General features: G+C 63.5%; 26 protein-coding genes. 10 read left to right on the top strand and 16 right to left on the bottom strand.

Annotated elements, in window-relative coordinates:
- The first annotated feature begins 170 nt into the window (after nucleotides 1-170).
- Both VNT00_RS11690 and pyrF read left to right on the top strand, forming a co-directional pair.
- On the top strand, nucleotides 171-560 hold the full coding sequence (locus tag VNT00_RS11690) for a diacylglycerol kinase (protein WP_325587795.1): 390 nt from the start codon (nucleotides 171-173) through the stop codon (nucleotides 558-560).
- An 84-nt stretch (nucleotides 561-644) separates the two neighbouring features.
- Entirely contained in the window at nucleotides 645-1460 is an 816-nt protein-coding gene (pyrF, locus tag VNT00_RS11695) for an orotidine-5'-phosphate decarboxylase (protein ID WP_325587641.1), read from the top strand.
- Here pyrF and VNT00_RS11700 read toward each other — a convergent pair.
- From VNT00_RS11700 to ribBA, 6 genes are read right to left on the bottom strand one after another with little or no spacing between them, the layout of a single operon-like run.
- Nucleotides 1444-1947: a CinA family protein gene (locus VNT00_RS11700; RefSeq protein ID WP_325587643.1), complete on the bottom strand. Its 504-nt coding sequence runs from the start codon at nucleotides 1945-1947 to the stop codon at nucleotides 1444-1446. The genes pyrF and VNT00_RS11700 overlap by 17 nt on opposite strands.
- Complete coding sequence (locus VNT00_RS11705) at nucleotides 1944-2471, bottom strand: phosphatidylglycerophosphatase A family protein (protein ID WP_325587645.1); 528 nt, start codon at nucleotides 2469-2471, stop codon at nucleotides 1944-1946. The genes VNT00_RS11700 and VNT00_RS11705 overlap by 4 nt, the downstream gene beginning before the upstream one ends.
- Before the next feature lie 48 nt (nucleotides 2472-2519).
- Nucleotides 2520-3479 (bottom strand): thiamine-phosphate kinase, encoded by a 960-nt coding sequence (thiL, locus tag VNT00_RS11710; RefSeq protein ID WP_325587647.1) that lies wholly within the window; start codon nucleotides 3477-3479, stop codon nucleotides 2520-2522.
- A 9-nt stretch (nucleotides 3480-3488) separates the two neighbouring features.
- Complete coding sequence (gene nusB / locus VNT00_RS11715; protein WP_325587648.1) at nucleotides 3489-3980, bottom strand: transcription antitermination factor NusB; 492 nt, start codon at nucleotides 3978-3980, stop codon at nucleotides 3489-3491.
- Nucleotides 3967-4506: a 6,7-dimethyl-8-ribityllumazine synthase gene (gene ribH, locus VNT00_RS11720; RefSeq protein ID WP_325587649.1), complete on the bottom strand. Its 540-nt coding sequence runs from the start codon at nucleotides 4504-4506 to the stop codon at nucleotides 3967-3969. Before ribH ends, nusB begins: the two co-directional genes overlap by 14 nt.
- Nucleotides 4507-4519: 13 nt before the next feature.
- The gene (gene ribBA / locus VNT00_RS11725; RefSeq protein WP_325587650.1) at nucleotides 4520-5683 is read right to left on the bottom strand and encodes a bifunctional 3,4-dihydroxy-2-butanone-4-phosphate synthase/GTP cyclohydrolase II; all 1164 of its coding nucleotides are present in this window, start codon (nucleotides 5681-5683) and stop codon (nucleotides 4520-4522) included.
- Between the two features lie 232 nt (nucleotides 5684-5915).
- Between ribBA and VNT00_RS11730 the strand changes: the two genes are divergently transcribed.
- Nucleotides 5916-7472, top strand: coding sequence for a CYTH and CHAD domain-containing protein (locus VNT00_RS11730; RefSeq protein ID WP_325587652.1), 1557 nt, complete (start codon nucleotides 5916-5918; stop codon nucleotides 7470-7472).
- 94 nt (nucleotides 7473-7566) lie between these two features.
- Here the strand turns inward: VNT00_RS11730 and ftsY are convergent, their stop codons facing one another.
- Entirely contained in the window at nucleotides 7567-8943 is a 1377-nt protein-coding gene (gene ftsY / locus VNT00_RS11735; protein WP_325587653.1) for a signal recognition particle-docking protein FtsY, read from the bottom strand.
- 60 nt (nucleotides 8944-9003) lie between these two features.
- Here ftsY and rsmD point away from each other — a divergent pair, with 60 nt between their 5' ends.
- The 3 genes from rsmD (at nucleotide 9004) to VNT00_RS11750 (ending at nucleotide 10568) form a co-directional block, all read left to right on the top strand.
- Nucleotides 9004-9585 (top strand): 16S rRNA (guanine(966)-N(2))-methyltransferase RsmD, encoded by a 582-nt coding sequence (gene rsmD, locus VNT00_RS11740; protein WP_325587655.1) that lies wholly within the window; start codon nucleotides 9004-9006, stop codon nucleotides 9583-9585.
- A gap of 89 nt (nucleotides 9586-9674) precedes the next feature.
- Nucleotides 9675-10184: a pantetheine-phosphate adenylyltransferase gene (gene coaD / locus VNT00_RS11745; RefSeq protein WP_325587657.1), complete on the top strand. Its 510-nt coding sequence runs from the start codon at nucleotides 9675-9677 to the stop codon at nucleotides 10182-10184.
- A gap of 123 nt (nucleotides 10185-10307) precedes the next feature.
- Complete coding sequence (locus VNT00_RS11750; RefSeq protein ID WP_325587659.1) at nucleotides 10308-10568, top strand: YfhL family 4Fe-4S dicluster ferredoxin; 261 nt, start codon at nucleotides 10308-10310, stop codon at nucleotides 10566-10568.
- 100 nt (nucleotides 10569-10668) lie between these two features.
- Here VNT00_RS11750 and VNT00_RS11755 read toward each other — a convergent pair whose 3' ends face one another.
- Entirely contained in the window at nucleotides 10669-11055 is a 387-nt protein-coding gene (locus VNT00_RS11755; RefSeq protein WP_325587661.1) for an MOSC N-terminal beta barrel domain-containing protein, read from the bottom strand.
- Entirely contained in the window at nucleotides 11052-13787 is a 2736-nt protein-coding gene (locus VNT00_RS11760; protein WP_325587663.1) for an AsmA family protein, read from the bottom strand. Before VNT00_RS11760 ends, VNT00_RS11755 begins: the two co-directional genes overlap by 4 nt.
- A 239-nt stretch (nucleotides 13788-14026) precedes the next feature.
- Here VNT00_RS11760 and VNT00_RS11765 point away from each other — a divergent pair, with 239 nt between their 5' ends.
- Complete coding sequence (locus tag VNT00_RS11765; RefSeq protein ID WP_325587665.1) at nucleotides 14027-15304, top strand: bifunctional O-acetylhomoserine aminocarboxypropyltransferase/cysteine synthase; 1278 nt, start codon at nucleotides 14027-14029, stop codon at nucleotides 15302-15304.
- Between the two features lie 62 nt (nucleotides 15305-15366).
- On the opposite strand, the gene VNT00_RS11770 is transcribed toward VNT00_RS11765, so the two are convergent.
- Complete coding sequence (locus tag VNT00_RS11770; RefSeq protein WP_414650926.1) at nucleotides 15367-15786, bottom strand: YidB family protein; 420 nt, start codon at nucleotides 15784-15786, stop codon at nucleotides 15367-15369.
- A gap of 321 nt (nucleotides 15787-16107) precedes the next feature.
- Between VNT00_RS11770 and VNT00_RS11775 the strand changes: the two genes are divergently transcribed.
- Genes VNT00_RS11775 through VNT00_RS11785 form a run of 3 tightly spaced genes read left to right on the top strand, consistent with a single transcriptional unit; the run spans nucleotide 16108 to nucleotide 18976 of the window.
- Nucleotides 16108-17226: a Re/Si-specific NAD(P)(+) transhydrogenase subunit alpha gene (locus tag VNT00_RS11775; protein ID WP_325587667.1), complete on the top strand. Its 1119-nt coding sequence runs from the start codon at nucleotides 16108-16110 to the stop codon at nucleotides 17224-17226.
- Nucleotides 17226-17543 (top strand): NAD(P) transhydrogenase subunit alpha part 2, encoded by a 318-nt coding sequence (locus tag VNT00_RS11780; protein ID WP_325587669.1) that lies wholly within the window; start codon nucleotides 17226-17228, stop codon nucleotides 17541-17543. The genes VNT00_RS11775 and VNT00_RS11780 overlap by 1 nt, the downstream gene beginning before the upstream one ends.
- Nucleotides 17540-18976: an NAD(P)(+) transhydrogenase (Re/Si-specific) subunit beta gene (locus VNT00_RS11785; protein ID WP_325587671.1), complete on the top strand. Its 1437-nt coding sequence runs from the start codon at nucleotides 17540-17542 to the stop codon at nucleotides 18974-18976. The genes VNT00_RS11780 and VNT00_RS11785 overlap by 4 nt, the downstream gene beginning before the upstream one ends.
- Nucleotides 18977-19129: 153 nt before the next feature.
- Here the strand turns inward: VNT00_RS11785 and VNT00_RS11790 are convergent, their stop codons facing one another.
- The 6 genes from VNT00_RS11790 to VNT00_RS11815 form a co-directional block, all read right to left on the bottom strand.
- Nucleotides 19130-19729 (bottom strand): nuclear transport factor 2 family protein, encoded by a 600-nt coding sequence (locus VNT00_RS11790; protein ID WP_325587673.1) that lies wholly within the window; start codon nucleotides 19727-19729, stop codon nucleotides 19130-19132.
- Nucleotides 19730-19731: 2 nt separating this feature from the next.
- Nucleotides 19732-21030: an MFS transporter gene (locus VNT00_RS11795; protein ID WP_325587675.1), complete on the bottom strand. Its 1299-nt coding sequence runs from the start codon at nucleotides 21028-21030 to the stop codon at nucleotides 19732-19734.
- 140 nt (nucleotides 21031-21170) lie between these two features.
- The gene (locus VNT00_RS11800) at nucleotides 21171-22022 is read right to left on the bottom strand and encodes a fumarylacetoacetate hydrolase family protein (RefSeq protein WP_325587677.1); all 852 of its coding nucleotides are present in this window, start codon (nucleotides 22020-22022) and stop codon (nucleotides 21171-21173) included.
- The gene (locus VNT00_RS11805; protein ID WP_325587679.1) at nucleotides 22019-22438 is read right to left on the bottom strand and encodes a GlcG/HbpS family heme-binding protein; all 420 of its coding nucleotides are present in this window, start codon (nucleotides 22436-22438) and stop codon (nucleotides 22019-22021) included. The genes VNT00_RS11800 and VNT00_RS11805 overlap by 4 nt, the downstream gene beginning before the upstream one ends.
- Nucleotides 22431-23219 carry an alpha/beta fold hydrolase gene (locus VNT00_RS11810; protein WP_325587681.1) on the bottom strand — a complete coding sequence of 263 codons (789 nt, stop codon included), beginning with the start codon at nucleotides 23217-23219 and terminating at the stop codon, nucleotides 22431-22433. The genes VNT00_RS11805 and VNT00_RS11810 overlap by 8 nt, the downstream gene beginning before the upstream one ends.
- 12 nt (nucleotides 23220-23231) lie before the next feature.
- Complete coding sequence (locus tag VNT00_RS11815; RefSeq protein ID WP_325587683.1) at nucleotides 23232-24398, bottom strand: VOC family protein; 1167 nt, start codon at nucleotides 24396-24398, stop codon at nucleotides 23232-23234.
- Between the last annotated feature and the right edge of the window lies 1 nt (nucleotide 24399).

Consider the following 24399-nt stretch of genomic DNA (forward strand, 5'->3'; position numbering starts at 1 on the left):
ATTTTTTGCCGCCGGGCCGCCCCAAGGCAAAAAGCGCCCCCTTAGGGGGCAGCAAGCAGGCGCAAGTCTGCGCAGCGTGGGGGCATCCTCTGTCGCCGGGCAGCCCCACCCGAGTCCATTACAATGCTGGCTATCCGCACAATCACGGCGGCCGCCCTTTTTCCAAGCCTATGAACGACACGCACTCTCCCTACAAAAGCAAAGGTGGGCCAAGGCGCCTGGCCGGCGCGCTGCGCTATTCGCTGCAAGGCCTGGGCGCCGCCTTCAAGCACGAAGCCGCCTTTCGCCAGGAACTGCTTGCCGCCGTCGTGCTGATCCCCCTGGCCTTCTGGCTGGGCAATACCCTGGTCGAGCAGGCGCTGCTGATCGCCGCGGTCTTTCTGGTGCTGATCGTCGAGGTATTGAACTCTGCACTGGAGGCGCTGGCCGACGCCATCACCCTGGAGCAGCACCCCTTGATCGGCCGCGCCAAGGACCTGGGCAGCGCCGCCGTCATGCTGTCCATTGCCCTGGCCTGCATTGTGTGGCTGGCCGTCATCGTCCACCATGCGGCAGCCTGAGCGTAGCCGCCACACGCCCGCCGTCCCTGCCATAAAATGCAGCATGGCGAAACCCGACATATCGACCACGACAGACTCCTCACCATGACCTTCACTGAAAAACTAGACCAGGCCTGGGCGCATTCCAACTCCATGCTGATGGTGGGCCTGGATCCCGACCCGCAACGCTTTCCGGCGGAAATCCAGGGACGGCCCGACGCCATCTATGAATTCTGCCGCGCCATCGTCGACGCCACCGCCCCGTTCGCATGCGGCATCAAGCCGCAAATCGCCTACTTCGCCTCCCAAAGCGCGGAAGCACAACTGGAAGCGCTCCTGGCCTATGTGCGCGAACAATACCCGCAACTGCCCATCGTGCTGGACGCCAAGCGCGGCGACATCGGCTCGACCGCCGAGCAATACGCCCAGGAAGCCTTCGAGCGCTATCAGGCCGATGCGGTAACGGTCAATCCCTATATGGGTTTCGATTCCGTCGAACCCTATTTGTCGTGGCGGGAAAAAGGCGTCATTGTCCTGTGCCGCACGTCGAACAAAGGCGGCTCGGACCTGCAGTTCGTGGAAACCAAAGATGGCGAACCGCTCTATCTGCGCGTCGCCGGCCTGGTGGCCGACCGGTGGAACGCCAACGGCCAGTGCTCGCTGGTGGTGGGCGCCACGTTTCCGGAAGAATTGGCCAAGGTGCGCGCGCGGGTCGGAGACATGCCGCTATTGGTGCCCGGCATCGGCGCCCAGGGCGGCGACATACCCGCCACCGTGAAAGCCGGCAGCAACAGCCGCGGCACCGGCATGATGATCAACTCGTCACGTGCGATTCTGTACGCCGGCAGCGGCGACGACTGGCGCGAAGCCGCCGCCAAGGCGGCGCTGGCCACCCGCGACGCGATCAACGCGGCTCGATGATGTTCAGGGCCGTTTTCAGGGCGAAGGCTACCGAAGCGGCTCGGACCTGCTGACGGTCCCCCTCGAAGATATGGGTGGCGGCCCGCGTCACCAGGCCGTCGTGGGCACGCTGCGCAAAACCGAAGCACACCATGCCCACCGGCTTGCCCGGAGTCGCCCCGCCCGGCCCGGCAATGCCGGTGGTGGAAATGGCGAAATGCATGGCCTGGCTGGCGCCAAGCACACCGGCCGCCATTTCCATGGCGGTTTCCTCGCTGACGGCGCCGAAGCGCTCGAGCGTATCGCGTCCCACCCGCAACTGCTCCATTTTGGCGGCATTACTGTAGGTGACGAAACCACGGTCGAACCATTCGCTGGAACCGGCAATATCGGTAACGGCGCCGGCCAGCAGACCTCCGGTGCACGACTCGGCGCAGCCCAGCATCCAGTTGCGCTTTTGCAAGGCCTCGCCCAAATCGCGTGCCAGTATCAGGGTTGCATCGCTCATTGCAGAACTCCTAGTCGAACCAAGATGGCCATTGCCAGCAGACTGTAGCAGGCTGCCAGGATATCGTCGAACATGACACCGAAGCCGTGCTTCAGGCGCGCATCGAAGTAGCGTATGGGAGGCGGCTTGAGAATGTCGAAAAACCGGAACAGCGCAAAAGCCGCAAGCTGGGCCCAGAAGGAATTCGGGGACAACCACAGGACCAGCCAGAAAGCGACGCACTCGTCCCAGACCATCCGGCTGGAATCGGGCTCGCCCATTTCGCGGCCCACCTGCTGGCAGCACCAGCAGCCGTATGCGTAGGACAGGACAAGCACGATGGCCACCGCCGCATCGGACAAGCGCGACAGCGCAAGCCCCCACAGCAGCCAGGCCAGCAGCGTGCCCCAGGTTCCGGAAGCCGGCCGCAACAGACCGCTGCCGAGGCCGAACGCCACGATGCGCGCGGGCGAGCGCAGCATCCAGGACCAGGTGGGAACGGCGCGCGGCGGCGATGATCGGGAATCGGACTCGGAAACTGGCATGCGTCAATAACCTTATTAAAGTAACCTGGCCAGGCGGAAATCCGGCAATCAGCCGAAGTGGTCGAAGCCACCGGAAGGCACGGCCACCACGCCGCCATCCGCCCGCCTGACTATCATATCGCCGCCTTGCGTAATGCGGCCGATGCGCGTGGCGCGAACCCCCGCGCGGCGCGCCAGGGCAAGCACGGTTTCGCGCCGATCGGCGGCGGCGGTAAAGCATAGCTCATACACGTCGCCTCCTCCCAGCACGGCCGCCTCTTGCACGGCCGCCGGCAAGCCGCGCAAGGCCTGATGCACAGGCAGGCTGTCGTAGTCCAGTTCGGCGCCGCAATGGCTGGCGGCCAGGATATGGCCCAGATCCTGCAGCAGGCCGTCGGAGATGTCCAGCGCCGCATGGGCCACCCCGGCCAGGTCCTGGGCGAAGAACAGGGGCGGCTCGGGGCGCTCCAGGGCGTCGCGCGTGGCGGCCAGAAGGGAGGCGTCGAACGGCAGCGCCTGCTGCAGCAGCTTCAAGGCGATGTCGGCCGAACCGAGGGATCCGGTTATCCAGATATCGTCGCCAGCCTGCGCCGCGCTGCGCCGCAGCGCCCGGACCGGATCCACCTGGCCGAAGACGGTAACGCTCAACGTAATGCCCGAGACGCTGCGCGTCGTGTCGCCCCCCACCAGCGGGCATGAGGCCCGATCGGCCATGGCATAGAAACCGTCGGCAAAAGCCCCGAGCCAATCGTGATCGACGGCGGGCAGCGCCAGCCCCAGCACGCAGGCCAGGGGCTGCGCCCCCATGGCCGCCAGATCGGAAAGGTTGACCGCCAGCGCCTTGTGTCCCAGCGCCCCGGGATCCACGCCGGCAAAAAAATGCCGGCCTTCGATGAGCAGGTCGGTGCTGACGGCCATTTGCCGGCCGGCATCCACGGGCAACAACGCGCAATCGTCGCCCACCCCCAGGAAGCGCGCCGGCACGGGGCGCGAGAAATGCCGGGCGATGAGATCGAATTCGTGTGCCAACGAGCCCTCTTAGCGGCGCGCCCCGGCTTGCACTTCGGCGGGGCGGACGTCGGCGGCCAGCTTGTCGAGCACGCCATTGACGAACTTGAAGCCGTCGGTGCCGCCGAACGACTTGGCTAGTTCGACCGCCTCGTTGATGGCCACTTTATAAGGCACTTCCAGATGGTGGATGAGCTCGTAGCTGCCGATGAGCAAAATGCCGTGCTCGATGGGAGACAGCTCGGCCAGCGGCCGGTCGATGTAGGGCACGAAGCGCTCGCGCAGGCCCGGCGCCTCTTTCAGGACACCGTGCAGCAAGGTCTTGAACCAGTTGGCGTCGGCCTCGGGGAATTCTTCGTCGTCACGGATATGGGCGTCGATGGCTCCGGCCTCCTGCAGGCCTTCGTCGCCCCGCAGCAGCCAGGCATACACACCCTGCAAGGCGAATTCGCGCGCGCGCCGGCGCGCGCTGCGAGGATTGGGGCGCGATACGGCCGCCCCCTGCGTCTTACTCTTCGTCAAGATCGTCGTCCTCGTAATCGTCGTCCTCGTAATCGTCGTCATCGTCTTCGTCGTCTTCGTCGGACTCGGGTTCGAGCGCGGCGACCAGGTTGGCCATCTCGACGGCGGCGCGGGCGCAGTCGCGGCCCTTGCCTTCGGCGCGTGCTTCGGCCTGTTCGTCGGTGTCGGTGGTAAGCACGCCATTGGCCACGGGAATGCCGGTTTCCAGCGACACGCGACTGATGGCCGCGGCGCTTTCGTTGCTGACCAGCTCGAAATGATAGGTTTCGCCGCGAATGACGGCGCCCAGCGCGATGAGCGCATCGAACTCGAAGGTTTCGGCCATTTGCGCCAGGGTGACGCCCATTTCCAGGGCGCCCGGAACGGTTACCACCATGACGTCGCGTTCGTCGACGCCCAGCTCGGCCAGCTCGGCCAGGCAGGCATCGAGCTCGGCCAGGCCGATTTCTTCGTTGAAGCGGGAACGCACGATCCCGATGTGCAGGCCTTCACCGTTCAGGTCGGGTACAAGGGTATAGGGGTTCATAGTCGTTTCCTATTTAGGCGTTGGACGAAGGTTCACTATCGTAACCCGTTATGGTCAAGGAAAAGCCCGTCATGCTGGGCATTTTTCGCGGCCGCGCCAGCAAACGCGCCCGGCCGACGTTCAGGTCGCGCATGATCTGCGCCCCGATGCCGTATGTGCGCAGGTCGAAACGGCTTTCGCCGCCCGAAGGCGGCTGTTCGCTGGGCTGCTTCCAGGCGGCGAACTGCTCGAACAGCAGGTCGGCGGTGCCCTGGCAGTTGAGCAGGACCAGCAGCCCCGTGGGCGCGGCTGAAATGGCCTTGAGCGCACTGGAAACCGTCCAGCTGTGAGCGGTGGCGTCAGCCGACAGGACATCGAGCATGGTGGCCGGCTCGTGCACGCGCACCAGGGTCTCGGTGTCGGGGGTGATGGCGCCGTGGGCCAGCGCCAGATGCGGCGCGCCCGAAGCCAGGTCGCGGTAGGCGACGGCCCGGAATTCGCCCCAGGGAGTCTGCATGGTGCGCTCGGCAACGCGCTCGACCATGGATTCGTGTTCGCTGCGGTACTGGATGAGGTCGGAAATCGTGCCGATTTTCAGGCCGTGTTCGCGAGCGAAGACTTTAAGGTCGGGCAGGCGCGCCATGGTGCCGTCCGGCTTGAGTATCTCGCAGATGACGGCGGCGGGGGTCAACCCGGCCAGCGCGGTGAAGTCGCAGCCCGCTTCGGTGTGGCCAGCGCGCACCAGGACGCCGCCCTTCACCGCCTGCACCGGAAAAATATGGCCCGGCTGGACGATATCGCTAGGCTTGGCCTCGCGCGCCACGGCAACCTGGATGGTGCGCGCGCGGTCGGCCGCCGAAATGCCGGTTTCCACGCCCTCGGCCGCTTCGATGGACATGGTGAAATTGGTGCCGAAGCGCGCCCCGTTGCGGCTGGCCATCAGCGGCAACTGCAATTGGCGGCAGCGCTCTTCGGTAAGCGTAAGGCACACCAGGCCGCGCGCGTGCGTCACCATGAAATTGATGGCGTCGGGGGTTACGAATTCGGCCGCCATGACCAGGTCGCCTTCGTTTTCGCGGTCTTCCTCGTCGACCAGGATGACCATGCGCCCCGCGCGCAATTCGGCGACGATTTCGGGAACAGGCGAAATATCGAAGGTTTCCGTGCTTGCAGCACTGGCTGCCAAAGAGTTGCTCATGACTAGGGTCTCTATAAAAGTTGGCTCATTTTACCGCGTGGCCACTGCGAATATCCCCACATTGTCACTCGAACCGCGCGGCCATGCCGCCAAAGCGCCCCGGGATTCCTTAAGTTTTTGTTTTATTGCGGATTTGTGAAAAATATTCCGCAATATTCCTGAGCGGAATTGCACGCAGCCGAGGTACGATTGCGCTAAGATGCGCCATGACTCATTACGGGCTGACATAACGATGCTTGAACGCGAGCTTAAACTTCATGTGCCGGCCAAGGCCCGTACGGCCATCGAAAAAGAATTGCGCGCCGCCAAAGCCAGGCGCATTGCGCTGCACGCCAGGTATTACGACACCGCCGAGCGCGAACTGGCCAAGGCAAATGTGGCCCTGCGCCTGCGCAAAGAGGGTCGGCGCTGGGTGCAGACCGTCAAGGCCCCAGGCGCCGACGCCCTGTCGCGCCTGGAAATCAACCACCTGCGGCCCCGGCCCGAGCTGGACGTCCAACTGTACGGCGACACCCCATTCCAGCAGGTTTTGGACCGGTTGGAAAACCCGCTGGCGCTACGCTACGAAACAAAGGTCGCCCGCCTCGCCCTGCAGCTGGAGCTCCCCAACGCCGTCGTCGAAATCGCCTACGACCAGGGCGCCATTATTGCAGGCGAGCTCGAATTGCCCATCAGCGAAATCGAATTCGAACTGCTGTCGGGCAATGTCGAGGCCTTGTTCGAAATCGGCGATCAATGGCTGCGGCGCCATGGGCTGATTCTCGACATGCGCAGCAAGGCCGAGCGCGGGGACGCGCTGGCGGGCATCGTTGCCCAGGCGCCGGAAGGCACGGCGCGCAAGGCACTGGCCGACCGGCTATGCACCGCGCGCAAAGCCCGCCACGTGGTTCTTGAAGGCAGGGCCGGCGTCGCACAGGCGTACCAGGTATGCGCCAACGAATGCCTGGCGCAAATCATCCAAAATACCGCCTATGCCGCCGGCGTCGATACGGAAGCCGCGGACAAACAGGCTCGCGCCGAATACGTGCATCAACTGCGCGTCGGCATGCGCCGGCTGCGATCCTGCTGGAAGCTGTTCCATCAATGGGTGCCCGAACCCGACTCCCCCAGCCGCGCCGAACTGCGCAAAAGCTTCGGCCTGTTCGGCGGTTCGCGCGACCACGACGTCATCAAGCTCGAAATCGAACCCCGGCTGAAGCAGGCCGGGATGCCCGCCTTCAAGCAGCCGCCCGCGCACGCCCAGCCCCGCGTCCGGCCCCAGTCCGCAGCAAGCGACGCGGCTTTTCAAAGCGCCCTGCTGAAACTGCTGGGCGGCCTGGTTCTGCTTGGCGAGGCTGCGACGGCTAGTCCGGCGCCCACTTGCGCCGCCGGCGCTGCCGCCAGGGCCGGCTCTCCCGGCGACGCCCTGCAGCCGGCCCTGATCAAAAGGCTGAACGGCTGGCTGAAGAAAATCGTCAAGGGAAGCGCGCATTTTGAAAGCCTGCCCATCGAGACTCAGCACGATTTGCGCAAACAGGTCAAGAACCTGCGCTACTGCCTGGATTTTTCCGAGCGCCTGCTGCCCCGGGCGGAGCTGGAGTCGTTGCGCGGCGTGCTGACCCATATCCAGAAGCTGCTGGGCGACCTGAACGACTACTACGTCGCTGAACAGTACTATCTGCCCCTGGTCGACGCCGAGCCCCGGATATGGTTCGCCATAGGCTGGCTGCGCTCCATGCAGGGCCGGCAAAAATCACAGGCCCAAAGGTTCTTCAAGCAATTGGGCGAACACGGCCCCTTCAAGACCTGAATCGCCATCCGGCGTCCCGCTCCTGGGACATGGCGCACGGAGGCGGGCCGAAAACCGCGCCGGGAACACGGGCGGCTGAAACCGCCCGCTCCGTTCAGTCGCCCACCAGGGCGCTGGCGAACTCGCGCGCCACAAAAGGCTGCAGGTCTTCCATGCCTTCGCCCACTCCTATCCAGTACACAGGAATGGGCCGCACGCCCTGGCTGCCGGCGGCCACCGCCGCCAGCGTGCCGCCCTTGGCCGTGCCGTCCAGCTTGGTCACCACCAGGCCCGTCAGCTGGATGGCGGCGTCGAAAGCCCGGATCTGGGCAATGGCGTTCTGCCCGGTGTTGCCGTCGACGACCAGCAGGACCTCATGCGGCGCCTGGCTGTCTGCCTTGCCGATGACGCGGCGGATTTTTTTGAGTTCTTCCATGAGATGCAACTGCGTGGGCAGACGCCCGGCGGTATCCACCATGACGATGGTGGCGCCCCGGGCGCGGCCCGCGTTGACGGCATCGAAAGCCACGGCGGCGGGGTCGCCGCCATCCTGCGCGATGACCGAGACATTGTTGCGTTCGCCCCAGACGATGAGCTGTTCGCGCGCGGCGGCCCGGAAGGTATCGCCCGCCGCCAGGAGGACTTTCTCTCCCTGGCCCTGGAAGGCGTAGGCCAGCTTGCCGATGGAGGTGGTCTTGCCGGCGCCGTTGACGCCGGCGATCATCACGACGATGGGCGAGGCATACCCGACGGGAAACTTCTTTTCCAGGGGAGCCAGATGTTCCGTGAGGATGTCGCGCAATGCCGCCTTGACCTGGGCGGCATCTTCCAGGCGCTCTTTGCGCACCTTGGCGCGCAAGGCGGCAAGAAGTTTTTCGGTGGCCTCGACGCCAGCGTCGGCCATGATCAGCGCGGTTTCCAGCTCGTCGAACAGGGCATCGTCGACCTTGACGCCCATGAACAGCCCGCCAATGCTCTGGCCGGTGCGCGACAAGCCCTGCTTCAGGCGGGACAGCCACGAACCGCGGACCGGCGGCGGAGCCGATGCTGGTGCAGAAGCCGGTGCTGGAGCTTGAGACGGGCTTGCCGGCGCGGCAGGCGCTGCCCCGGGCGCAGGCTGAGCCGCGGATTCCGGCACAGCGCCCGCCGTCCCGGGCGACGGGAGCGACTCGGCTGCCCCGGGCGATGCGGCCGTGGATACAGAGCCCACACTCGAAGCTTCAGATGCCGTGGAGGTAGCTGGCTCATCGGTTGCAGCAGGCGCCTCTTGCGCTGCGGATTCGCCGGCCCGCGTGGCAGCCTCGGCCGGTTGGCCAGCCGCGCCGGCATCCGCAGGCGCCGGCGATACGGCGGAGCCCCCCGCCGGCGCAGCGCTTTCAGCGCTTTGCCCGGACTGCGATTCGGCGTCACCCGCCCCGGCGGCGGCTTGCTCAGCCCCGGCGGATCCCGCGTCCTCGCCCGAGGCTTTCTTTTTCTTAAAGAAACTGAACATACGTTTTACACTACCTGAAAGTTGGGTTGATTCAGCCCAGGCCTTGCTTCCCGAACCATCATGAAAAAACACGTTATCCGTATTGTAGGCGGTGATTACCGGCGCACTCCAATTCCCGTGGTCGACGGGCTGGGCCTGCGCCCCACACCCGATCGCGTGCGCGAAACCCTGTACAACTGGCTGCAGCACCTATGGGGCGGCAATTTTGCCGACAAGCGCGTGCTGGACCTGTTTGCCGGAACCGGGGCCCTGGGTTTCGAGGCGGCCTCGCGCGGGGCAGCGCATGTCCAGATGGTGGAAAACAACCCCCAGGCCATCGCCGCCCTGCGCGCCCTGCGCACCAAGCTGGGCGCCAACTCCGTGCGCATCCACGCCGGCGAGGCGCAAATGGTCATCGACCGCCTCAACGCCACGCCCTTCGACCTTATTTTGCTCGACCCGCCCTTCGGCCAGGGCTGGCTGGACAAGCTCTGGAGCCAAATTGCCGACGCCCTGGCGCCGCAGGGACTGCTGTACGTGGAATCGGAAGCCCCGGTATTCCCGCCCCCCGAATTCGAAACCCTGCGCCAGGGCAAGGCCGGCAATGTGCATTTCCATCTATTGCAATTTGCTGCATTGCAAAAAATAGACAATAATCGTTGATTCGTAATAAGCTAATTTAAACATCGAGACATGGCGTCCGCAACGCGGAATCCGCCCCAATCATCAACGCTTCAGCCTCCGGAATCTCCATGATTACAGTCGTCTATCCTGGCACGTTCGACCCCTTTACCCGCGGCCACGAGGACTTGGTGCGCCGCGCAGCCAGCCTGTTTGACCACGTCGTGGTGGGGGTGGCGCACAGCCGGGCGAAAAAACCCTTCTTCACCGTGGAAGAGCGCGTCGAAATCGCCCAAGAGGTGCTTGGCCACTACCCCAATGTGGAAGTGCGCAGCTTTGCCGGCCTGCTCAAGGATTTCGTGCGCGAGCAAAACGCGCGGGTCATCGTGCGCGGCCTGCGCGCCGTCTCCGACTTCGAATATGAATTCCAGATGGCCGGCATGAACCGCCACCTCCTGCCCGAGGTGGAAACCCTGTTCATGACGCCCTCGGACCAATACCAGTTCATTTCCGGCACCATCGTCCGCGAAATCGCCATCCTGGGCGGCGACGTCAGCAAATTCGTGTTCCCCTCGGTGGAGCGCTGGCTGCACAGCAAGGCCTCCGGCATGCGCGAGCAAACAGAACAAAAACAGTCCTGATTAGGCAAGACGGCGAATCGGGATTAAACTAAAGCCTGGCCGCCAGCGGTTCAGCCGCGCAGCACGCGCGTCTTCCGGCACCGGCGGTTGTATTGGGTTCGCCTTTATTCAGGAAATCAGGTCATGGCATTGCGTATTACCGATGAATGCATCAATTGCGATGTCTGTGAACCGCAGTGCCCCAACGAAGCCATTTCCATGGGGCCCGACTACTACATCATCGACCCCTTCCGCTGCACGGAATGCGTGGGCCACTACGGCGAGCCGCAATGCCAGGTGGTGTGTCCGGTGGAATGCATCGAAATCGACCCCGACTGCCAGGAAGACCAGCCCACGCTCCTGGCCAAATACCAAAGCCTGACCAAGGCCGAAGCAAACCACTGAACGTAAACGGCAGAGGCGTCAACGCCAGCCGTCGGCATCGCGCACGCCGGCTTCGGGATCACGAGCCGCAAGCTTTTCGCGGCAACCGGAATCGCCCCGATCACTCGGGCCACATGACGACCGGGACGTCCGGATGCACCTTGACCAGGCGGCTGGGCACTCCAAGAAAATTGGATATCCACGCCGCCGCCAGATCGCCCTCGTCCACCACATCGACCTGCTGCGCGCCAATCGTGGCCTGCCGCAGGACGCTGTCGTCGTCCTCGATCACATCCAGCGGAATGTCCATGCGCAGCATGCCCGGAGCCCGAATGGCCAGGTAGCCGAAATTGATGGAAACGGCCACTTCGGCCAGCCGGGGCTGATGCCTTTGCGTAAGCAAGCGGCCTTCGGCGTCCACGACGAGCCAGCGCCGGTGATAGGGCGCCGCCGCGGGATCTTCCAGCGGACGGCAAGCCATGATGGGGCAGTATCGGCCGGCCGTCATTTGCCCAACAAGCCTTTCAACGCATTGCCCAGGCTCTTGACCGTGTCGGCCTTGCGCTCGGGAATGGCCGCGCCGGCAGCCCCCGCCTTTCCGGACAGCAGGTCGAGCAAGCCGTTCTGCAAGGCCTTCTTGGCAAGAGCCCCGCTGATGTCCTTCCATTGGACCTGGTAGCCCAGGGCGCCGAATGGCCCCGAAATGCGCACGGGCACGGTCACGCCGCGCAAATCCGCAAGCTGGGACTTCGCGCCGCCCACTGCCCGCACATTGGCGACCAGATCGAGCTTGTTGTTGATGAAGTCCACCTGCGCGGGAGAGCCCTGCACAATGCGCAGCGACGGAGAATTGACGTCCAGCTTCTTGATCTGGCCCAGCCCGTGGTCGATGGCCATATTGGCGTCCAGCGACGAGAACGCGGTCTGGCTTCCAAGGTCGAAGCCGTTCGAAAGGTTGGGCACGCTTTCGGCCAGCAAATTATGCAAAAGGCCGCCAACCTGCGCCAGCGTATGCTCGATATCGATGCCCTGGATAGCGCCATTGCGTATTTGCACCTGCGCGGTTCCGCCCAGGCCCGTCTTGAGTGCCTGGATCGTGTTTCCCTGGGTAGCCAGGTTCAGCTTCAATACGCCGGTTCCGCTTACGCGCTCGCTGCCGCTCAGGCCCTTGAGCAAGGGCCCGACGGAAACGCCGTCAAGCGCGAGCTGGCTGGTCAGGGCATTGTGCGAATCGGCGGTAATGCGGCCCGACAACTTGCCGTCGTACAGGTCTGCGGTAATTTTCGATAGATCGAGCTTGCCCTTCAGCGCCCTGACGGAGACATTGAGGTTTTTCGCCTCCAGGCCGCGGCCCTTGATGGTGCCGACCTTGATGCCGCCCGTAATATCCAGCGTATCCAGCACGGACAAGTCGATATCCGGGCCGGCCTCCGCCGCGGCGGCATTGGCCGGCTGCGCAGCCACGGGCGTGGCAGCCGTCTTGGGGGCTGCCTTGGCGGCATCGCCCGCGCCGGGTTTGGCCGCAGCGGCGGCCGTGGCATTGGCCGCTGCCTTTGGCGCGGCGCCGCCGGCCGCCTTGGCGGGCGGCTGGGCAGCCTTGGACTCGGAACCGGCAGGCTTGGCGGCGGGAGGAGCGGCCTTGGTTTCGGGCTTGGCACCCGCACCGGCCTCAGGCGCGGCCTCGGGTTTGGCTTCCGGCTTGGCCTGGGCTTTTACGGGCAGCACGGCGGGGAACAGCTTGTCGATGTCCAGGGCCTCGGCCTGCAAGTTGAACTGTATTGCCGGATTGGCAAGCCGGCTGCCCTTCACGTTGAAGTTCAGCGGACTGCCGTTGAGCACCGCGTTGATCTCGCCGCTGAACTCGTCCTTGACGAGATCGGCCCGCGCGCTGCCGATCAGCGGAAACTCGAACGAGGCGGCGGGCACCGCCTGCCCTTCGATTTTTACGTCGCCCTTGATGGCCGACAACGTCCCCTGCTTCTTGACCAGATCCCATTGCACGGGCGATGACAGATTGACGCGCACCATGCGGTTGTCCTGCTTGATGCCGCCTTCGACCTTGAGCTCTTTGAGCGCCAGATTGTCGGCATTGCCGCTAAGCCCGCTGGCGCTCAGCGAAAAGCCCATGACTCCCTTGCCGCTGAGCTTGACCGACCCGGCCACCGTATCGCCCTTGGCCCCTTCCGGCGACACAGAAAGCCGGGGCGCGTCGAGCGCAAGCTCGAAGCTTTCGGAGGGCAGGCCGCCCTTGGCGCGCAGGGCCAGCTTCTCGATATTGAGTTCCGCCCGGCTGGGATTCATGAGCACCTTCGGCACCACCAGGCTGAAGTCCAGGCCCTTGACGGGCTGCGCGCCCCCCACGTCGCCCTGCACGTGCAGTTCAAGATTGCTGGCGTTCAGCAAGCGCGTGGCGGCTGTATAGGCCAGGTTTCCCTTGAGCGTGGCCGCCTTGGCATTCAGCGCGCCCACCTGGCCAGTAACCTGCAGGTTCAGTTTTTGCGCCGAGTACGCGCGCTGCGCGGAATCCAGCTTGATCAGGGCCTGTCCCTCGACGACGGCATTGCCGGCCGATTCATCGGTGACAAGGTTGCCCCGCACGGAAACGTCGAAAGGCTGGTCGAAGGTCATGCGGCCGGTGTTGGCCTGCAGCTTGACCAGGCGGGTGGAATAGCCGCTGCGCTCATCCCGGTAGTGGATTTCGCCGCCTTTCAGGTCCAGGCCCGCGATGTCGATCTGCAAGTCGGCGCGCGCCACCGATTGCGGCGTGGGCGCGGACGGAACCGATATGACGGAGCCTGCTTCCGGCTCGGCGGACGGCAGCACGGGCGCGGCATCGGCCACGCCCTGGATCAGGTCGTTGAAATTGAATACGCCGTTCTTGTCGCGCACCACCCAGGCCTTGAGCCCCGACACCGAAACATGATCGACCACGAAGCGGTTGGACAGCAGCGGCCAGATGGCCACGGCAAAGCGCGCGCTGTCGACGGAGGCGAAGGTGGTCTTGCTGTCGCGGTCGGACAGGGCGACGTCTTTCAATGACAGGCCGATGCGGGGGAATAGCGAAAGCTGGATGTCGCCCTTGACGCTGAGCGTACGGTGGTATTTGGTGTAGACAAGATCGGCAAGCTTGCTTTTATACAGGTTGGGGTCAAAAGTCAGCAGAAAAATAGCCAGGCCGACGATCGCCACGATAAGCGCCGCCACCAGGCCGATCAATACTCTTTTGAACCAAATCTTCATGCCCGCCTCGAACAAGCTCCAAAAAAAACAACGGACAACGCCGCCGCACACCAAATGCTAACCCAACTGTAACCGCAACACCCCTGCGGTCCCCCGTTTTTTTTACGGGCGTGTAACAGAACTATATCTTATCGTTATATGGAAATCCGGCAATAATCCATCGTGAGGGTACGAATCCCCGGCGCGATTTGTTATGCTGCACCTCAGCCTTCTTCTTTCCCACTTTCAATAAAATAATCATGAAACTAGAGACATTGGCCATACACGCGGGGTATCAGGCCGACCCCACGACCAAATCGGTGGCGACCCCCATATACCAGACCACCTCCTACGCCTTCGACAGCACCCAGCATGGCGCCGACCTGTTCGACCTCAAGGTGCCGGGCAATATCTATACCCGCATCATGAACCCCACCAACGCCGTGCTCGAGGAACGCGTGGCGGCGCTGGAGGGCGGCGTCGCAGCGCTTGCCGTCGCCTCGGGCATGGCCGCCATCACCTACGCCATTCAAACCATCGCGCAGGCCGGCGACAACATCGTTTCGGTCGCAAAGCTGTACGGCGGCACCTACAACCTCTTTGCCCATACGTTCCCGCGCCAGGGCCTGACGGTCAAGTTCGCGCCCCACGACGACGTGGCCGCGCTCGAAGCCCTCATCGACGAAAACACCAAGGCGGTGTTTTGCGAATCCATCGGCAATCCGGCCGGCAACATCGTCGACATCCAGGCCATCGCCGACGCCGCCCATCGGCATGGCGTGCCGCTTATCGTCGACAACACCGTCGCATCGCCCGCTCTGTGCCGCCCCTTCGAACACGGCGCCGACATCATCGTACATGCGCTTACCAAATACATGGGCGGCCACGGCACTACCATCGCCGGCGCCATCGTCGACTCGGGCAAATTCCCGTGGGCCGAGCACAAAAAGCGCTTTCCCATGCTGAACGAGCCCGACCCCTCGTACCACGGCGTGGTCTACACCGAAGCCTTCGGCCCGGCGGCCTTCATCGGCCGATGCCGCGTCGTGCCGCTACGCAACACCGGCGCGGCCTTGTCTCCGTTCAATGCGTTTCTTATCCTCCAGGGCATTGAAACCCTGCCTTTGCGCATGGAGCGCCACACCGAAAACGCCCTGAAGGTGGCCCAGTTGCTGAAAGCCCATCCGCAGGTTGCGTGGGTGCAGTATGCCGGCCTGCCCGACCATCCCGAGCACGCCCTGGCAAAAAAATACATGGGCGGCAAGCCGGCCAGCATTTTGTCGTTCGGCATCAAAGGCGGCAGCGCCGCCGGTGCGCGCTTCATCGACGCGCTGAAGCTCGTCGTGCGGCTCGTGAACATCGGCGACGCCAAATCGCTGGCCTGCCATCCCGCTTCGACCACCCACCGCCAACTGAGCCCCGAGGAACTGGCCAAGGCAGGGGTTGGCGAAGACATGATCAGGCTGTCGATAGGCATCGAGCACATCGACGACATCGCCGCCGACATCGATCAGGCGCTGAATGCCAGCAAGGCGTAGCGATTGCGCCGCCTTGCGCAAACCAGCCAGGGCGGCGCCCAACCCTGGCTGGCGGCGGAACCCTACAGCTTGTTCAGCAGCCCCGACACCGATCCCAAAAGCGCCGTGGCATCCAGCTCTTGAGTGTTGTCGAGCCGGCCGTCCGGAGTCACGTGATCGACCAGCGTAGGCAGCAGGGAACTTAGATTGCCCAGGACGGAGTCGGGCTCCTGCCCGGACGACTGCGCCAGTTGAGCCACGGCGTCGTCGCCCAGGACCGACTGGAGCTGCGTCGGGGAAATAGGTTCGTTTTGGCCGGCGCCCACCCACGAGGCCACGACGCCGCCCAGGCCGCCTTGCTGGAATTTTTGCAGCAAAGCGGGCAAACCGCCCGGATAGCTATTAACAAACTCGATGACCGCGGGCAATAATGAAACCTGAGCGGGGCCCGAGCTGGATTGCCCACCACGAATCGTCGTAATAACAGAATCTAAGAGTCCCATGTCAGCCTCGCATGAAAATAATTTATCGAAACGGCCCCAAATTAGCCTCAGTGCGAATCCGGCGTCAAGCTTGGTTGCAAAAGTTTTCCAAATCGGGCGCCCCCCTGGACAGGCCGCCGCGCGCGGCGCCGGCCCTGCCGGAAATTTCCAGGAAAATGCCTCGGCAAAACCCTTTTTGTAGTAAATGCTATATTAAAATGTAGCAACTACTACATTAATGGGCAATAATACAAAACATCAAAACCCTGAAATAATGGCCTGGATCAGTAAAACCACATAACACTACATAACACCGCATCAGAAGACTATGGAGACAAGCACATGCAAATAGGTATTCCGCGGGAAAGCCTCCCGGGAGAGACTCGCGTCGCCGCCACTCCCGAGACCGTCAAGAAATACAGTAGCGCCAAGCATCAGGTTATTGTCGAACAAGGGGCCGGCGCCGCCGCGCATTATCCCGACGAAGCCTACGCCGCCGCCGGCGCAACCCTGGGCTCTGCCCAGCAGGCGCTGGGCGCCGAGCTGGTGCTCAAGGTGCGGGCGCCCAACGCCGCCGAGCTGGCCGGCATGAAATCCGGCTCGGTCCTGGTCGGCATGCTGGACCCTTTCAACCAGGAGGGGCTGCAGGCCCTGGCTTCGGCCGGCCTTACCGCCTTCGCCCTCGAGGCCGCGCCGCGCATCACGCGCGCGCAAAGCCTCGATGTCCTGTCTTCGCAAGCCAATCTAAGCGGCTACAAGGCCGTATTGCTGGCGGCCAACCAGTACGGCCGCCTGTTTCCCATGATGATGACGGCGGCCGGCACGCTCAAGGCGGCGCGGGTGGTGGTGCTGGGCGCGGGCGTGGCCGGCCTGCAGGCCATCGCCACGGCCAAGCGCCTGGGCGCCGTGGTCGAGGCCTCCGACGTGCGCCCGGCGGCCAAAGAGCAAATCGAATCCTTGGGCGCCAAGTTCATCGACGTGCCCTTCGAAACCGACGAGGAACGCGAAATCGCCCAGGGCGCGGGCGGCTACGCGCGCCCCATGCCCGCGGCCTGGATGGCGCGCCAGGCTGCCCTGGTTTCCGAACGCTGCAAGCAGGCCGACATCATCGTCAGCACCGCGCTGATTCCCGGGCGTCCGGCCCCCGTGCTGATATCCGAAGAAACCGTGCAAGGCATGAAACCGGGCTCGGTCATTGTGGACCTGGCGGTCGAGCGCGGCGGCAACTGCCCGCTTTCCGAAAAGGACCAGGTCGTGCAAAAGCATGGCGTAACCCTCATCGGCTACAGCAACCTGCCCGCCATGGTGGCCACCGACGCATCGGCCCTGTACGCCCGCAACATACTCGACTTTCTGAAACTCATTATCGGCGCCGAAGGCCAACTGGCCATCCAGCGCGAAGACGAAATCGTCGCGGCCTGCCTGATGTGCAGCGACGGCAACCTGCTAAGGAGCGCCTGATGGAAGCGGTCAACCCAACCTTGCTCAACCTCATCATCTTCATCCTGGCCATCTACGTGGGCTTTCATGTGGTGTGGAACGTAACCCCCGCCCTGCATACGCCGCTCATGGCCGTTACCAACGCCATCTCGGCCATCATCATCGTGGGCGCCATGCTGGCCGCCGGCCTGACCGAAGGCGGGCTGGCCCGCTTCATGGGAGTGTTCGCCGTGGCCCTGGCCGCCGTCAACGTCTTCGGGGGATTCCTGGTCACGCGCCGCATGCTGGAGATGTTCAAGAAAAAAGAGAAGAAGCCGGCTCAGGGAGGCAAAGCATGATCTCCATCAACCTCGTCACCTTTCTCTACCTCATTGCGTCCGTCTGCTTCATCCAGGCGCTGAAGGGCCTGTCGCACCCCACCACTTCGCGGCGCGGCAACACCTTCGGCATGGTCGGCATGGCCATCGCCGTGCTGACCACGGCGGCGCTGATCGTCGGCGTAGCCAAGGAAGGCATGGCCGTGGCCGGCCTGGGCTGGATCGTGCTGGGCCTGGTCATCGGCGGCGCCATCGGCACCACCATGGCCAAGCGCGTCGAAATGACCAAGATGCCCGAGCTCGTGGCCTTCATGCACAGCATGATCGGCCTGGCGGCCGTGGCCATCGCCGTGGCCATCGTGGCTGAACCGCACGCCTTCAACCTGGCAGCGGAAGGACAGCCCCTGCCCGTGGGCAACCGGCTCGAGCTCTTCATCGGCACCTTCGTCGGCGCCATCACCTTCTCGGGCTCGGTCATCGCCTTCGGCAAGCTCTCGGGCAAATACAAGTTCCGCCTGTTCCAGGGCGCGCCGGTGGTGTTCGGCGGGCAGCATATGCTTAACCTGGCCCTGGCCGTGGTCATGGTGGCCTGCGGCCTGTGGTTCATGGGCACGCAGCAGTGGCTGCCCTTCATCATCATGACGGTACTCGCCTTCATCCTCGGCGTGCTCATCATCATCCCCATCGGCGGCGCCGACATGCCGGTGGTGGTGTCCATGCTGAACAGCTATTCGGGATGGGCAGCGGCCGGCATCGGCTTTTCGCTGAACAACCCCATGCTCATCATCGCGGGCTCGCTGGTGGGCTCGTCAGGCGCCATCCTGTCGTACATCATGTGCAAGGCCATGAACCGCTCGTTCTTCAACGTGATTCTGGGCGGCTTCGGCAGCGAAGCCTCGGCCTCGCAAGGCGGCGCCCAGGCCCAGCGCAACGTCAAGTCGGGCAGTCCCGACGACGCGGCCTTCCTCATGGGCAACGCCGAATCGGTCACCATCGTGCCCGGCTACGGCCTGGCCGTGGCGCGCGCCCAGCATGCCCTCAAGGAACTGGCCGAGAAGCTCACCGAGAAAGGCGTGACCGTAAAGTACGCCATCCACCCGGTGGCCGGCCGCATGCCTGGCCACATGAACGTGCTGCTGGCCGAAGCCGAGGTGCCCTACGACCAGGTCTTCGAAATGGAGGACATCAACAGCGAGTTCGCGCAAACCGACGTGGTGCTGGTGCTGGGCGCCAACGACGTGGTCAACCCCGCCGCCAAGAACGACCCGCAATCGCCCATCGCCGGCATGCCCATCCTGGAAGCCTACAAGGCGCGCACGGTCATCGTGAACAAGCGCTCGATGGCGGCCGGCTACGCGGGCCTGGACAACGAACTGTTCTACATGGACAAGACCATGATGGTGTTCGGAGACGCCAAGAAGGTCATCGAAGACATGGTCAAGGCTGTGGAATAAGCCGCCGCGCTCGGGCCACGGCAAAAAAATACCCCGCCTGGAAATATCCGGCGGGGTATTTTTTTGCTGCGCCGAAGCCGTCAGCGGCGCGGTGGCATGTCGTGGGCTGCGGCCCGGGAAGGCATTCCCGCGCCGCGCAAGGGCCGTAACAGCCTATAGCGAGCCGCCCTCGAGCCACTTCTTGCCGCGCGCGTACAAGGCTTCCACCTCGGCGCCCGTGAGCTGGGGCATATCCATTTTCACCTTGTAGCCGATCTGGGTTTGAATATAGGCCAGATGCTGGTAGCCGTACGGGAATGTCGCCAGCGCCTTGGCATCGATTTCCAGCTTTGCCGAAGGGTCGAGAGGATCGACGCGGTCTTTTTCGTAGATGGGCTGGCGCAACACCATGCCCCAGCGGCCGTTGCGCTTTTCCAGGAAATCGTAGAAGCGGCCGGTGCAAACCACGTCGCACAAGACGCCCTGAACATCGCCGCGCTGGGAAATCGTCATCTTGGTTTGAATGATGGCGCGATCGCCGGCCAGGTCGATGGACGAGCCGCCCAGAAAATGCAGAATGCTGACGCCCTTCTTCCACCCTTCCTGCGTGACGCGGATGAAGTCGGTCGCCGACCCCTGGAACCAGGTCGCCATCATGACGCCGTCGTCGTGCCAGACCGAGGCAAACCGCTCCCAGTCGCCGGCATCGCGCCACACCGCCCAGTTCTCGACCAGGTCCCGAATCGCCAGGCGGTCTTTCAATTCTTGATCCACACTCAACTCCTTTCATTATCCAGTAAGGGCGCGGCAGGGCCGCGTTCCGCCAATAATACAACCGAATCCCGACCGGCGCCGACGCGGCTCGGAGCCGTTTCGCGCAGGAACAATGCCACCAAGGCGGCTATCAGCGCGGTTGCGCAACCGATCGTGAACGGCGTGCCCGCACCCAGCTTGTCGCCGCTAAAGCCCAGCAACACCGGCGACACGCACCCGCCAACCACCTCGCCTGCGCCGACCACGAGAGCAATGGCCCGGCTGGCATACGGCCCGGCGACCGACTCGCCCGGAATCGTCGCCAAAAACACCGGGAAGGCGCCAATGCCCAGGTAACTGATGAAAATAGCCGCGCACAATACCGGCAGACTGGCCTGGAACACCGCCACGACCAGCGGCGCGAGTGCCGTCAGCAACAGGGCGAACACCAGCACCGGGCGACGGCCGAGACGGTCGGACAAGGCAGGCACCAGGGCTCCGCCGATCACGGCGGAAACGCCGAGCACCCCCATGAACATTCCCATCTCGCCCGGCGTAAACTTGCGCTGCTCGACCAGGAACAAAGGCCCAAACACCATAATGCTGAAGAATGTCGTAATAAACAAACAAGCGATGACGACACACAGCAGGACATTACGATTGAACAATGGCCGCCCGCCCTCGGCCGCCGAAACGGCGGCAACCTTTGCCTCGGGCATGGCTCGAGCAATGCGCTCCAGCGAAGGCTCGCGCACCCAGCGCCACAACACAATCGCAAGCACCAGGCCCGGAATGCCGGCAAGATAAAAGGTGGAGCGCCAGCCATATTCCTGAGCCAGAAAAACCAGCAGCACCGGCGCCAGCATAGAACCGAACACACCGGTCGAAACCGCTTGAATGAATCCCATGTTGAAGCCGCGCCGCGCCGGAGTGGACTCGACCATCATCAAGGACTGCGTCACCGGCAGCACGGGGCCTTCGGCCAGCCCCATCACCACCCTCGCAAGCAGCAGCATGGCAAAAGTCGCCGCCATCCCCGAACTGATGGAGCAAAGCGAAAAAACCACGACGGCCGACACCAGAACCGGACGCTTGACGGCGCGCCGGTCGGTCAGCTGACTGAAGGCAAAACCCGAAATGGCCCAGGCTACACCCAATGCCGCGTTCAGCAAACCTATCTGCACCATGCTGAGCGAAAACTCGCCCCGCAAGAACGGCATAAGAAAATTGATCGCAAGACGATCGAAGAACATCAACCCGTTGGCCAGGAACAGCATGACGAGCAAGCCGTTTTCATAGCGCCATAATTTTTGCGTCCCCATCACTTCATCTCCATTTATTCGCTGCACATGCCGCCAGCCCCGGCTCTATCGGCCTGATGCCGGCTGTCGTGGACGAGGATGTTCCCGCCCTCTTTTTGGTTTCAATGCGCCAGGCCCAAAGGGCCTGGCATTCCTGCACGTCAGGCTTGCTCTTCAGCGATTGGATTGCGCAACGTTCCCACCTGGCCAACTTCGACCTCCAGTACGTCGCCCGGCTTCATCCACAGCGGGGGCTTGCGCTTGCCGCCCACGCCTCCTGGCGTGCCCGTGACGATCACGTCGCCGGGTTCCAGCTCGGTAAACCTGGAGCAATACGAAATAAGCGCGGGAATCGAGAAGATCATCAGATCGGCGCTGGAACGCTGAACCTCCACGCCGTTCAGGCGCGTGACCAGGCTCAGGTCCGCCCCATCGGCGATTGCGTCGCGCGTCACCATCCACGGGCCGAAGCCACCGGTGGCGGGAAAGTTCTTGCCGGGCGTCCATTGATGTGTGTGGCGCTGCCAGTCCCGAACGGTTCCATCGCAATACGGCGCATAGCCCGCGATATAAGACCAGGCATCGGCTTCGGAAACCCGGCGCCCGCGCCGCCCGATGATCACGGCAATTTCACCTTCAAAGTCGAACTGCCCGGACTCGGCGGGGCGTCGCAGCGGCTGCCCATGGCCAACCTGGGAGTTTGCGAAACGTGCAAACACCACGGGTTTTTCCGGGACTTCACGCTCTGTTTCAATACGGTGGTCGTGATAATTGGTGCCGATGCAGAAAATCTTGGGGGGGTTCGGCACGACAGGCAAAAGCTCGACATCGTCCAGGCCATGCTCGGGCGCGGCATTCGCCACCAATTCGGGCAATGCCGGCAAGGCATTGGCCTCCAGGGCGTCAAGCAACGCAGCATGGCCGCTGCGCTTTGCCAGATCGACGATACCGCCGTCAACCACGGCCCCCCAACTGGACGTGCCGCCGCCCACCCGGTAACTCAATAACTTCATCGTGTTTCTCCTGTTTTTGCCACAAAGGCCGCAATCGCCATTTCGGCGATCTTCGCGTCCAGATGGGGCGGCCCACCGGCAACGCCCACGGCGCCGACGCACTGCTCCAGTACGAATACCGGCACCCCGCCCTCCACGGGCGTATGCGGCATGGTCACCATCGAGAACCGGCCCTCGTTAAGCGGCTTCTCGAAAAAAGTCGTGGGATGGCCGCCCTCGGCTGCGCTGCGCGCCTTGTCGAAGGCGCCCTGGGCGCTCATCAGCGGCGCTCCGTCCATGCGCGCCATGGCCTGCATGTACGTGGTCGAATCGACCACCGCAATGGACACCGGAAGCCCGAGGTCGGCGGCCGCAGCCTGCGCCGCGGCGCACAACCACCGAGCGTCTTCCAGGCTAAGCGAAAGTTTGCTATGCATAGTGGTTGGCCCCCAGGAAGTCGTCGATGACGCGGTTGTAATGCGCGGGCTCTTCGAAGTACGTGGAATGCCCGGACTCTGTAAAGGTGTAGGTTTGCGCCCCCGGAATGCAGCTGGCGGCAATCAGGTGGGTTTCACTGCCCAGCAACTTGTTCTGCACACCGCTCATGACCAAGGTGGGGACCTTGTAGCCCTTGAAGTCATCGGGCATGAGGCGCAGTTCGGGATCGGTGATGGTGGAAAGATCAAGCTTTTGATTCATGCGCGCCAGCATCTGGTACAACGCGATCATCTCGGGGCGCTCGTTGACGAAGCTTTCACTGAACCCCAAGTCCTGGGGCGGCACGGTCTCGCCGGCCGCGACGCGGCGGAATCTCTCGGAAACCACCTCCAGCGTCTTGTGATGCGGTCCATACGCAGGGGTCGGAGACCCCGACAACACCAGGGCGGCAAAGCGCTCGGGCTCGCGCACGGCCAAAGGCAGCCCCGACCACGCCCCCATGGACTGGCACACCGCCGCCACCGGCCCGTCGGCTTCGATATCCAGCACTCGCGCCAGATCTTCGCTGAACTGACGAGGATGAAAGGTGGAGGGATCCGCCCTGGAACCCCCGAAACCGCGCATGTCCAGGCAAATGACGCGATACTTTTTACTGAAGTGTTCCACCTGTTGGAAAAACACCGTCGCGTTCGCCCCGGCGCCATGCACGAACACAAGCAGGGGCCCTTCCCCGCTGACGTCATAGCGCAAGCGCGCGCCGGGCACATCGATATAAGGCATCTCTATATTCCTTTAAGCCAAGGGCCCCATGAAGGGCGGTTCAAACCATGCCGGGCCACCATGCTCGATGGTTTCCGGCCAGCTATCGAAAGGCAGGGGCAGCGTGGCGGGACTTGGCGCATCGCCGTTGCGGTCAACGCAATCCATGCCGTAAAAAATCTGGATTGCTATTCGATCCGGCCCCTGCACCCAGAATCCATAACGCACTCCGGGCGACAATTCGGCGGGCAAATCCAGGATGGCGACACCCTGCTCCTCCAGGAAGCCCCGGGCGTCTTGCAATTGACGATAGGTCGCGACGGAAAACCCGATCGCCGCCGCGCAGTTCAGTTCATCCCGCAGGGCCGATGGATAAATCGCCAGGGTGTGGTGCTCGTTGTCCGCGCGCAGGAAAATCCCTTCATGCCCTTTGATCTTGACGCGCTGCGTGACAGTCAGGCCAAGCACGTCGCGGTAGAAAGCAAGAGAGCTTTCCGGATCGGCGACGAACAAGGCAATGCGGGCGAGACGGGTCAGCTTGAAGGGGCGCGCCATCAAGATGCCATCGACCTCGAAGGCCGCCTCGACGTCGTTGCCGGGGCGATAGCCACCGCCCGCGCCATCGCGCGCCAACGCATCGTCCACTTCCTGATGCTCGGAAATCTGCGGCAGCTCGGGGCAGGTATGGAAGGCGCGGCCGTACATCGTCGCGGGTTTGCTGCGGCCGTCCCAGCCTATCTGCTCCATGCCGTAGAACACCTCATGGATATAGCCGTCTGGGTCGTAAGCGTAGGCGTGCCAGTTGGAGCCTGGCGCATCGCGGCCCACACGCCGGATCCGGGTGCTCCGGTCAAGAAAATCCACACCATCCACGACTTCCTGCAAGCTGCCCACCTGCCACGAAACCTGTCCGACGACAGCGCCTTTGCGATCGGGCTCGCGGGTGTCGACCAGCATCTGGCTGCCCACCACGATGGTGTGGTGATCCGTACCGCAGCGCAGGAAATAGCCCAGGGCATGCTCCTTGGGCAGCTCCGGCATGCGGGAGGTGAAGTCGTCGACATCGCTGAGCACCAGGCCCAGCTTGCTGGTCAGGAAATCTATGGTTCCGGAAAGATCCGGGGTGTGGTAGCCAAAATGGCCTATGCGCCGTATACGGAAAGGCTGCTCGCGGCGCAAGCCGCCAACATTGAAACTCATG

It is taken from the genome of Eoetvoesiella sp., from assembly GCF_035555955.1.
GTDB lineage: Bacteria > Pseudomonadota > Gammaproteobacteria > Burkholderiales > Burkholderiaceae_B > Eoetvoesia.

Excerpts from the sequence above, each read along its gene's own strand:
- VNT00_RS11700 (WP_325587643.1), bottom strand. The coding sequence starts at position 1,947 with ATGAGCGATGCAACCCTGATACTGGCACGCGATTTGGGCGAGGCCTTG.
- VNT00_RS11810 (WP_325587681.1), bottom strand. The coding sequence starts at position 23,219 with ATGCCTTATATCGATGTGCCCGGCGCGCGCTTGCGCTATGACGTCAGC.
- coaD (WP_325587657.1), top strand. The coding sequence starts at position 9,675 with ATGATTACAGTCGTCTATCCTGGCACGTTCGACCCCTTTACCCGCGGC.
- VNT00_RS11705 (WP_325587645.1), bottom strand. The coding sequence starts at position 2,471 with ATGCCAGTTTCCGAGTCCGATTCCCGATCATCGCCGCCGCGCGCCGTT.
- VNT00_RS11750 (WP_325587659.1), top strand. The coding sequence starts at position 10,308 with ATGGCATTGCGTATTACCGATGAATGCATCAATTGCGATGTCTGTGAA.
- ribH (WP_325587649.1), bottom strand. The coding sequence starts at position 4,506 with ATGAACCCCTATACCCTTGTACCCGACCTGAACGGTGAAGGCCTGCAC.
- VNT00_RS11815 (WP_325587683.1), bottom strand. The coding sequence starts at position 24,398 with ATGAGTTTCAATGTTGGCGGCTTGCGCCGCGAGCAGCCTTTCCGTATA.
- VNT00_RS11730 (WP_325587652.1), top strand. The coding sequence starts at position 5,916 with ATGCTTGAACGCGAGCTTAAACTTCATGTGCCGGCCAAGGCCCGTACG.
- rsmD (WP_325587655.1), top strand. The coding sequence starts at position 9,004 with ATGAAAAAACACGTTATCCGTATTGTAGGCGGTGATTACCGGCGCACT.
- VNT00_RS11765 (WP_325587665.1), top strand. The coding sequence starts at position 14,027 with ATGAAACTAGAGACATTGGCCATACACGCGGGGTATCAGGCCGACCCC.
- ftsY (WP_325587653.1), bottom strand. The coding sequence starts at position 8,943 with ATGTTCAGTTTCTTTAAGAAAAAGAAAGCCTCGGGCGAGGACGCGGGA.
- VNT00_RS11760 (WP_325587663.1), bottom strand. The coding sequence starts at position 13,787 with ATGAAGATTTGGTTCAAAAGAGTATTGATCGGCCTGGTGGCGGCGCTT.
- VNT00_RS11775 (WP_325587667.1), top strand. The coding sequence starts at position 16,108 with ATGCAAATAGGTATTCCGCGGGAAAGCCTCCCGGGAGAGACTCGCGTC.
- VNT00_RS11805 (WP_325587679.1), bottom strand. The coding sequence starts at position 22,438 with ATGCATAGCAAACTTTCGCTTAGCCTGGAAGACGCTCGGTGGTTGTGC.
- VNT00_RS11785 (WP_325587671.1), top strand. The coding sequence starts at position 17,540 with ATGATCTCCATCAACCTCGTCACCTTTCTCTACCTCATTGCGTCCGTC.
- VNT00_RS11770 (WP_414650926.1), bottom strand. The coding sequence starts at position 15,786 with ATGGGACTCTTAGATTCTGTTATTACGACGATTCGTGGTGGGCAATCC.
- pyrF (WP_325587641.1), top strand. The coding sequence starts at position 645 with ATGACCTTCACTGAAAAACTAGACCAGGCCTGGGCGCATTCCAACTCC.
- VNT00_RS11780 (WP_325587669.1), top strand. The coding sequence starts at position 17,226 with ATGGAAGCGGTCAACCCAACCTTGCTCAACCTCATCATCTTCATCCTG.
- VNT00_RS11755 (WP_325587661.1), bottom strand. The coding sequence starts at position 11,055 with ATGACGGCCGGCCGATACTGCCCCATCATGGCTTGCCGTCCGCTGGAA.
- VNT00_RS11800 (WP_325587677.1), bottom strand. The coding sequence starts at position 22,022 with ATGAAGTTATTGAGTTACCGGGTGGGCGGCGGCACGTCCAGTTGGGGG.
- ribBA (WP_325587650.1), bottom strand. The coding sequence starts at position 5,683 with ATGAGCAACTCTTTGGCAGCCAGTGCTGCAAGCACGGAAACCTTCGAT.
- VNT00_RS11795 (WP_325587675.1), bottom strand. The coding sequence starts at position 21,030 with ATGGGGACGCAAAAATTATGGCGCTATGAAAACGGCTTGCTCGTCATG.
- VNT00_RS11690 (WP_325587795.1), top strand. The coding sequence starts at position 171 with ATGAACGACACGCACTCTCCCTACAAAAGCAAAGGTGGGCCAAGGCGC.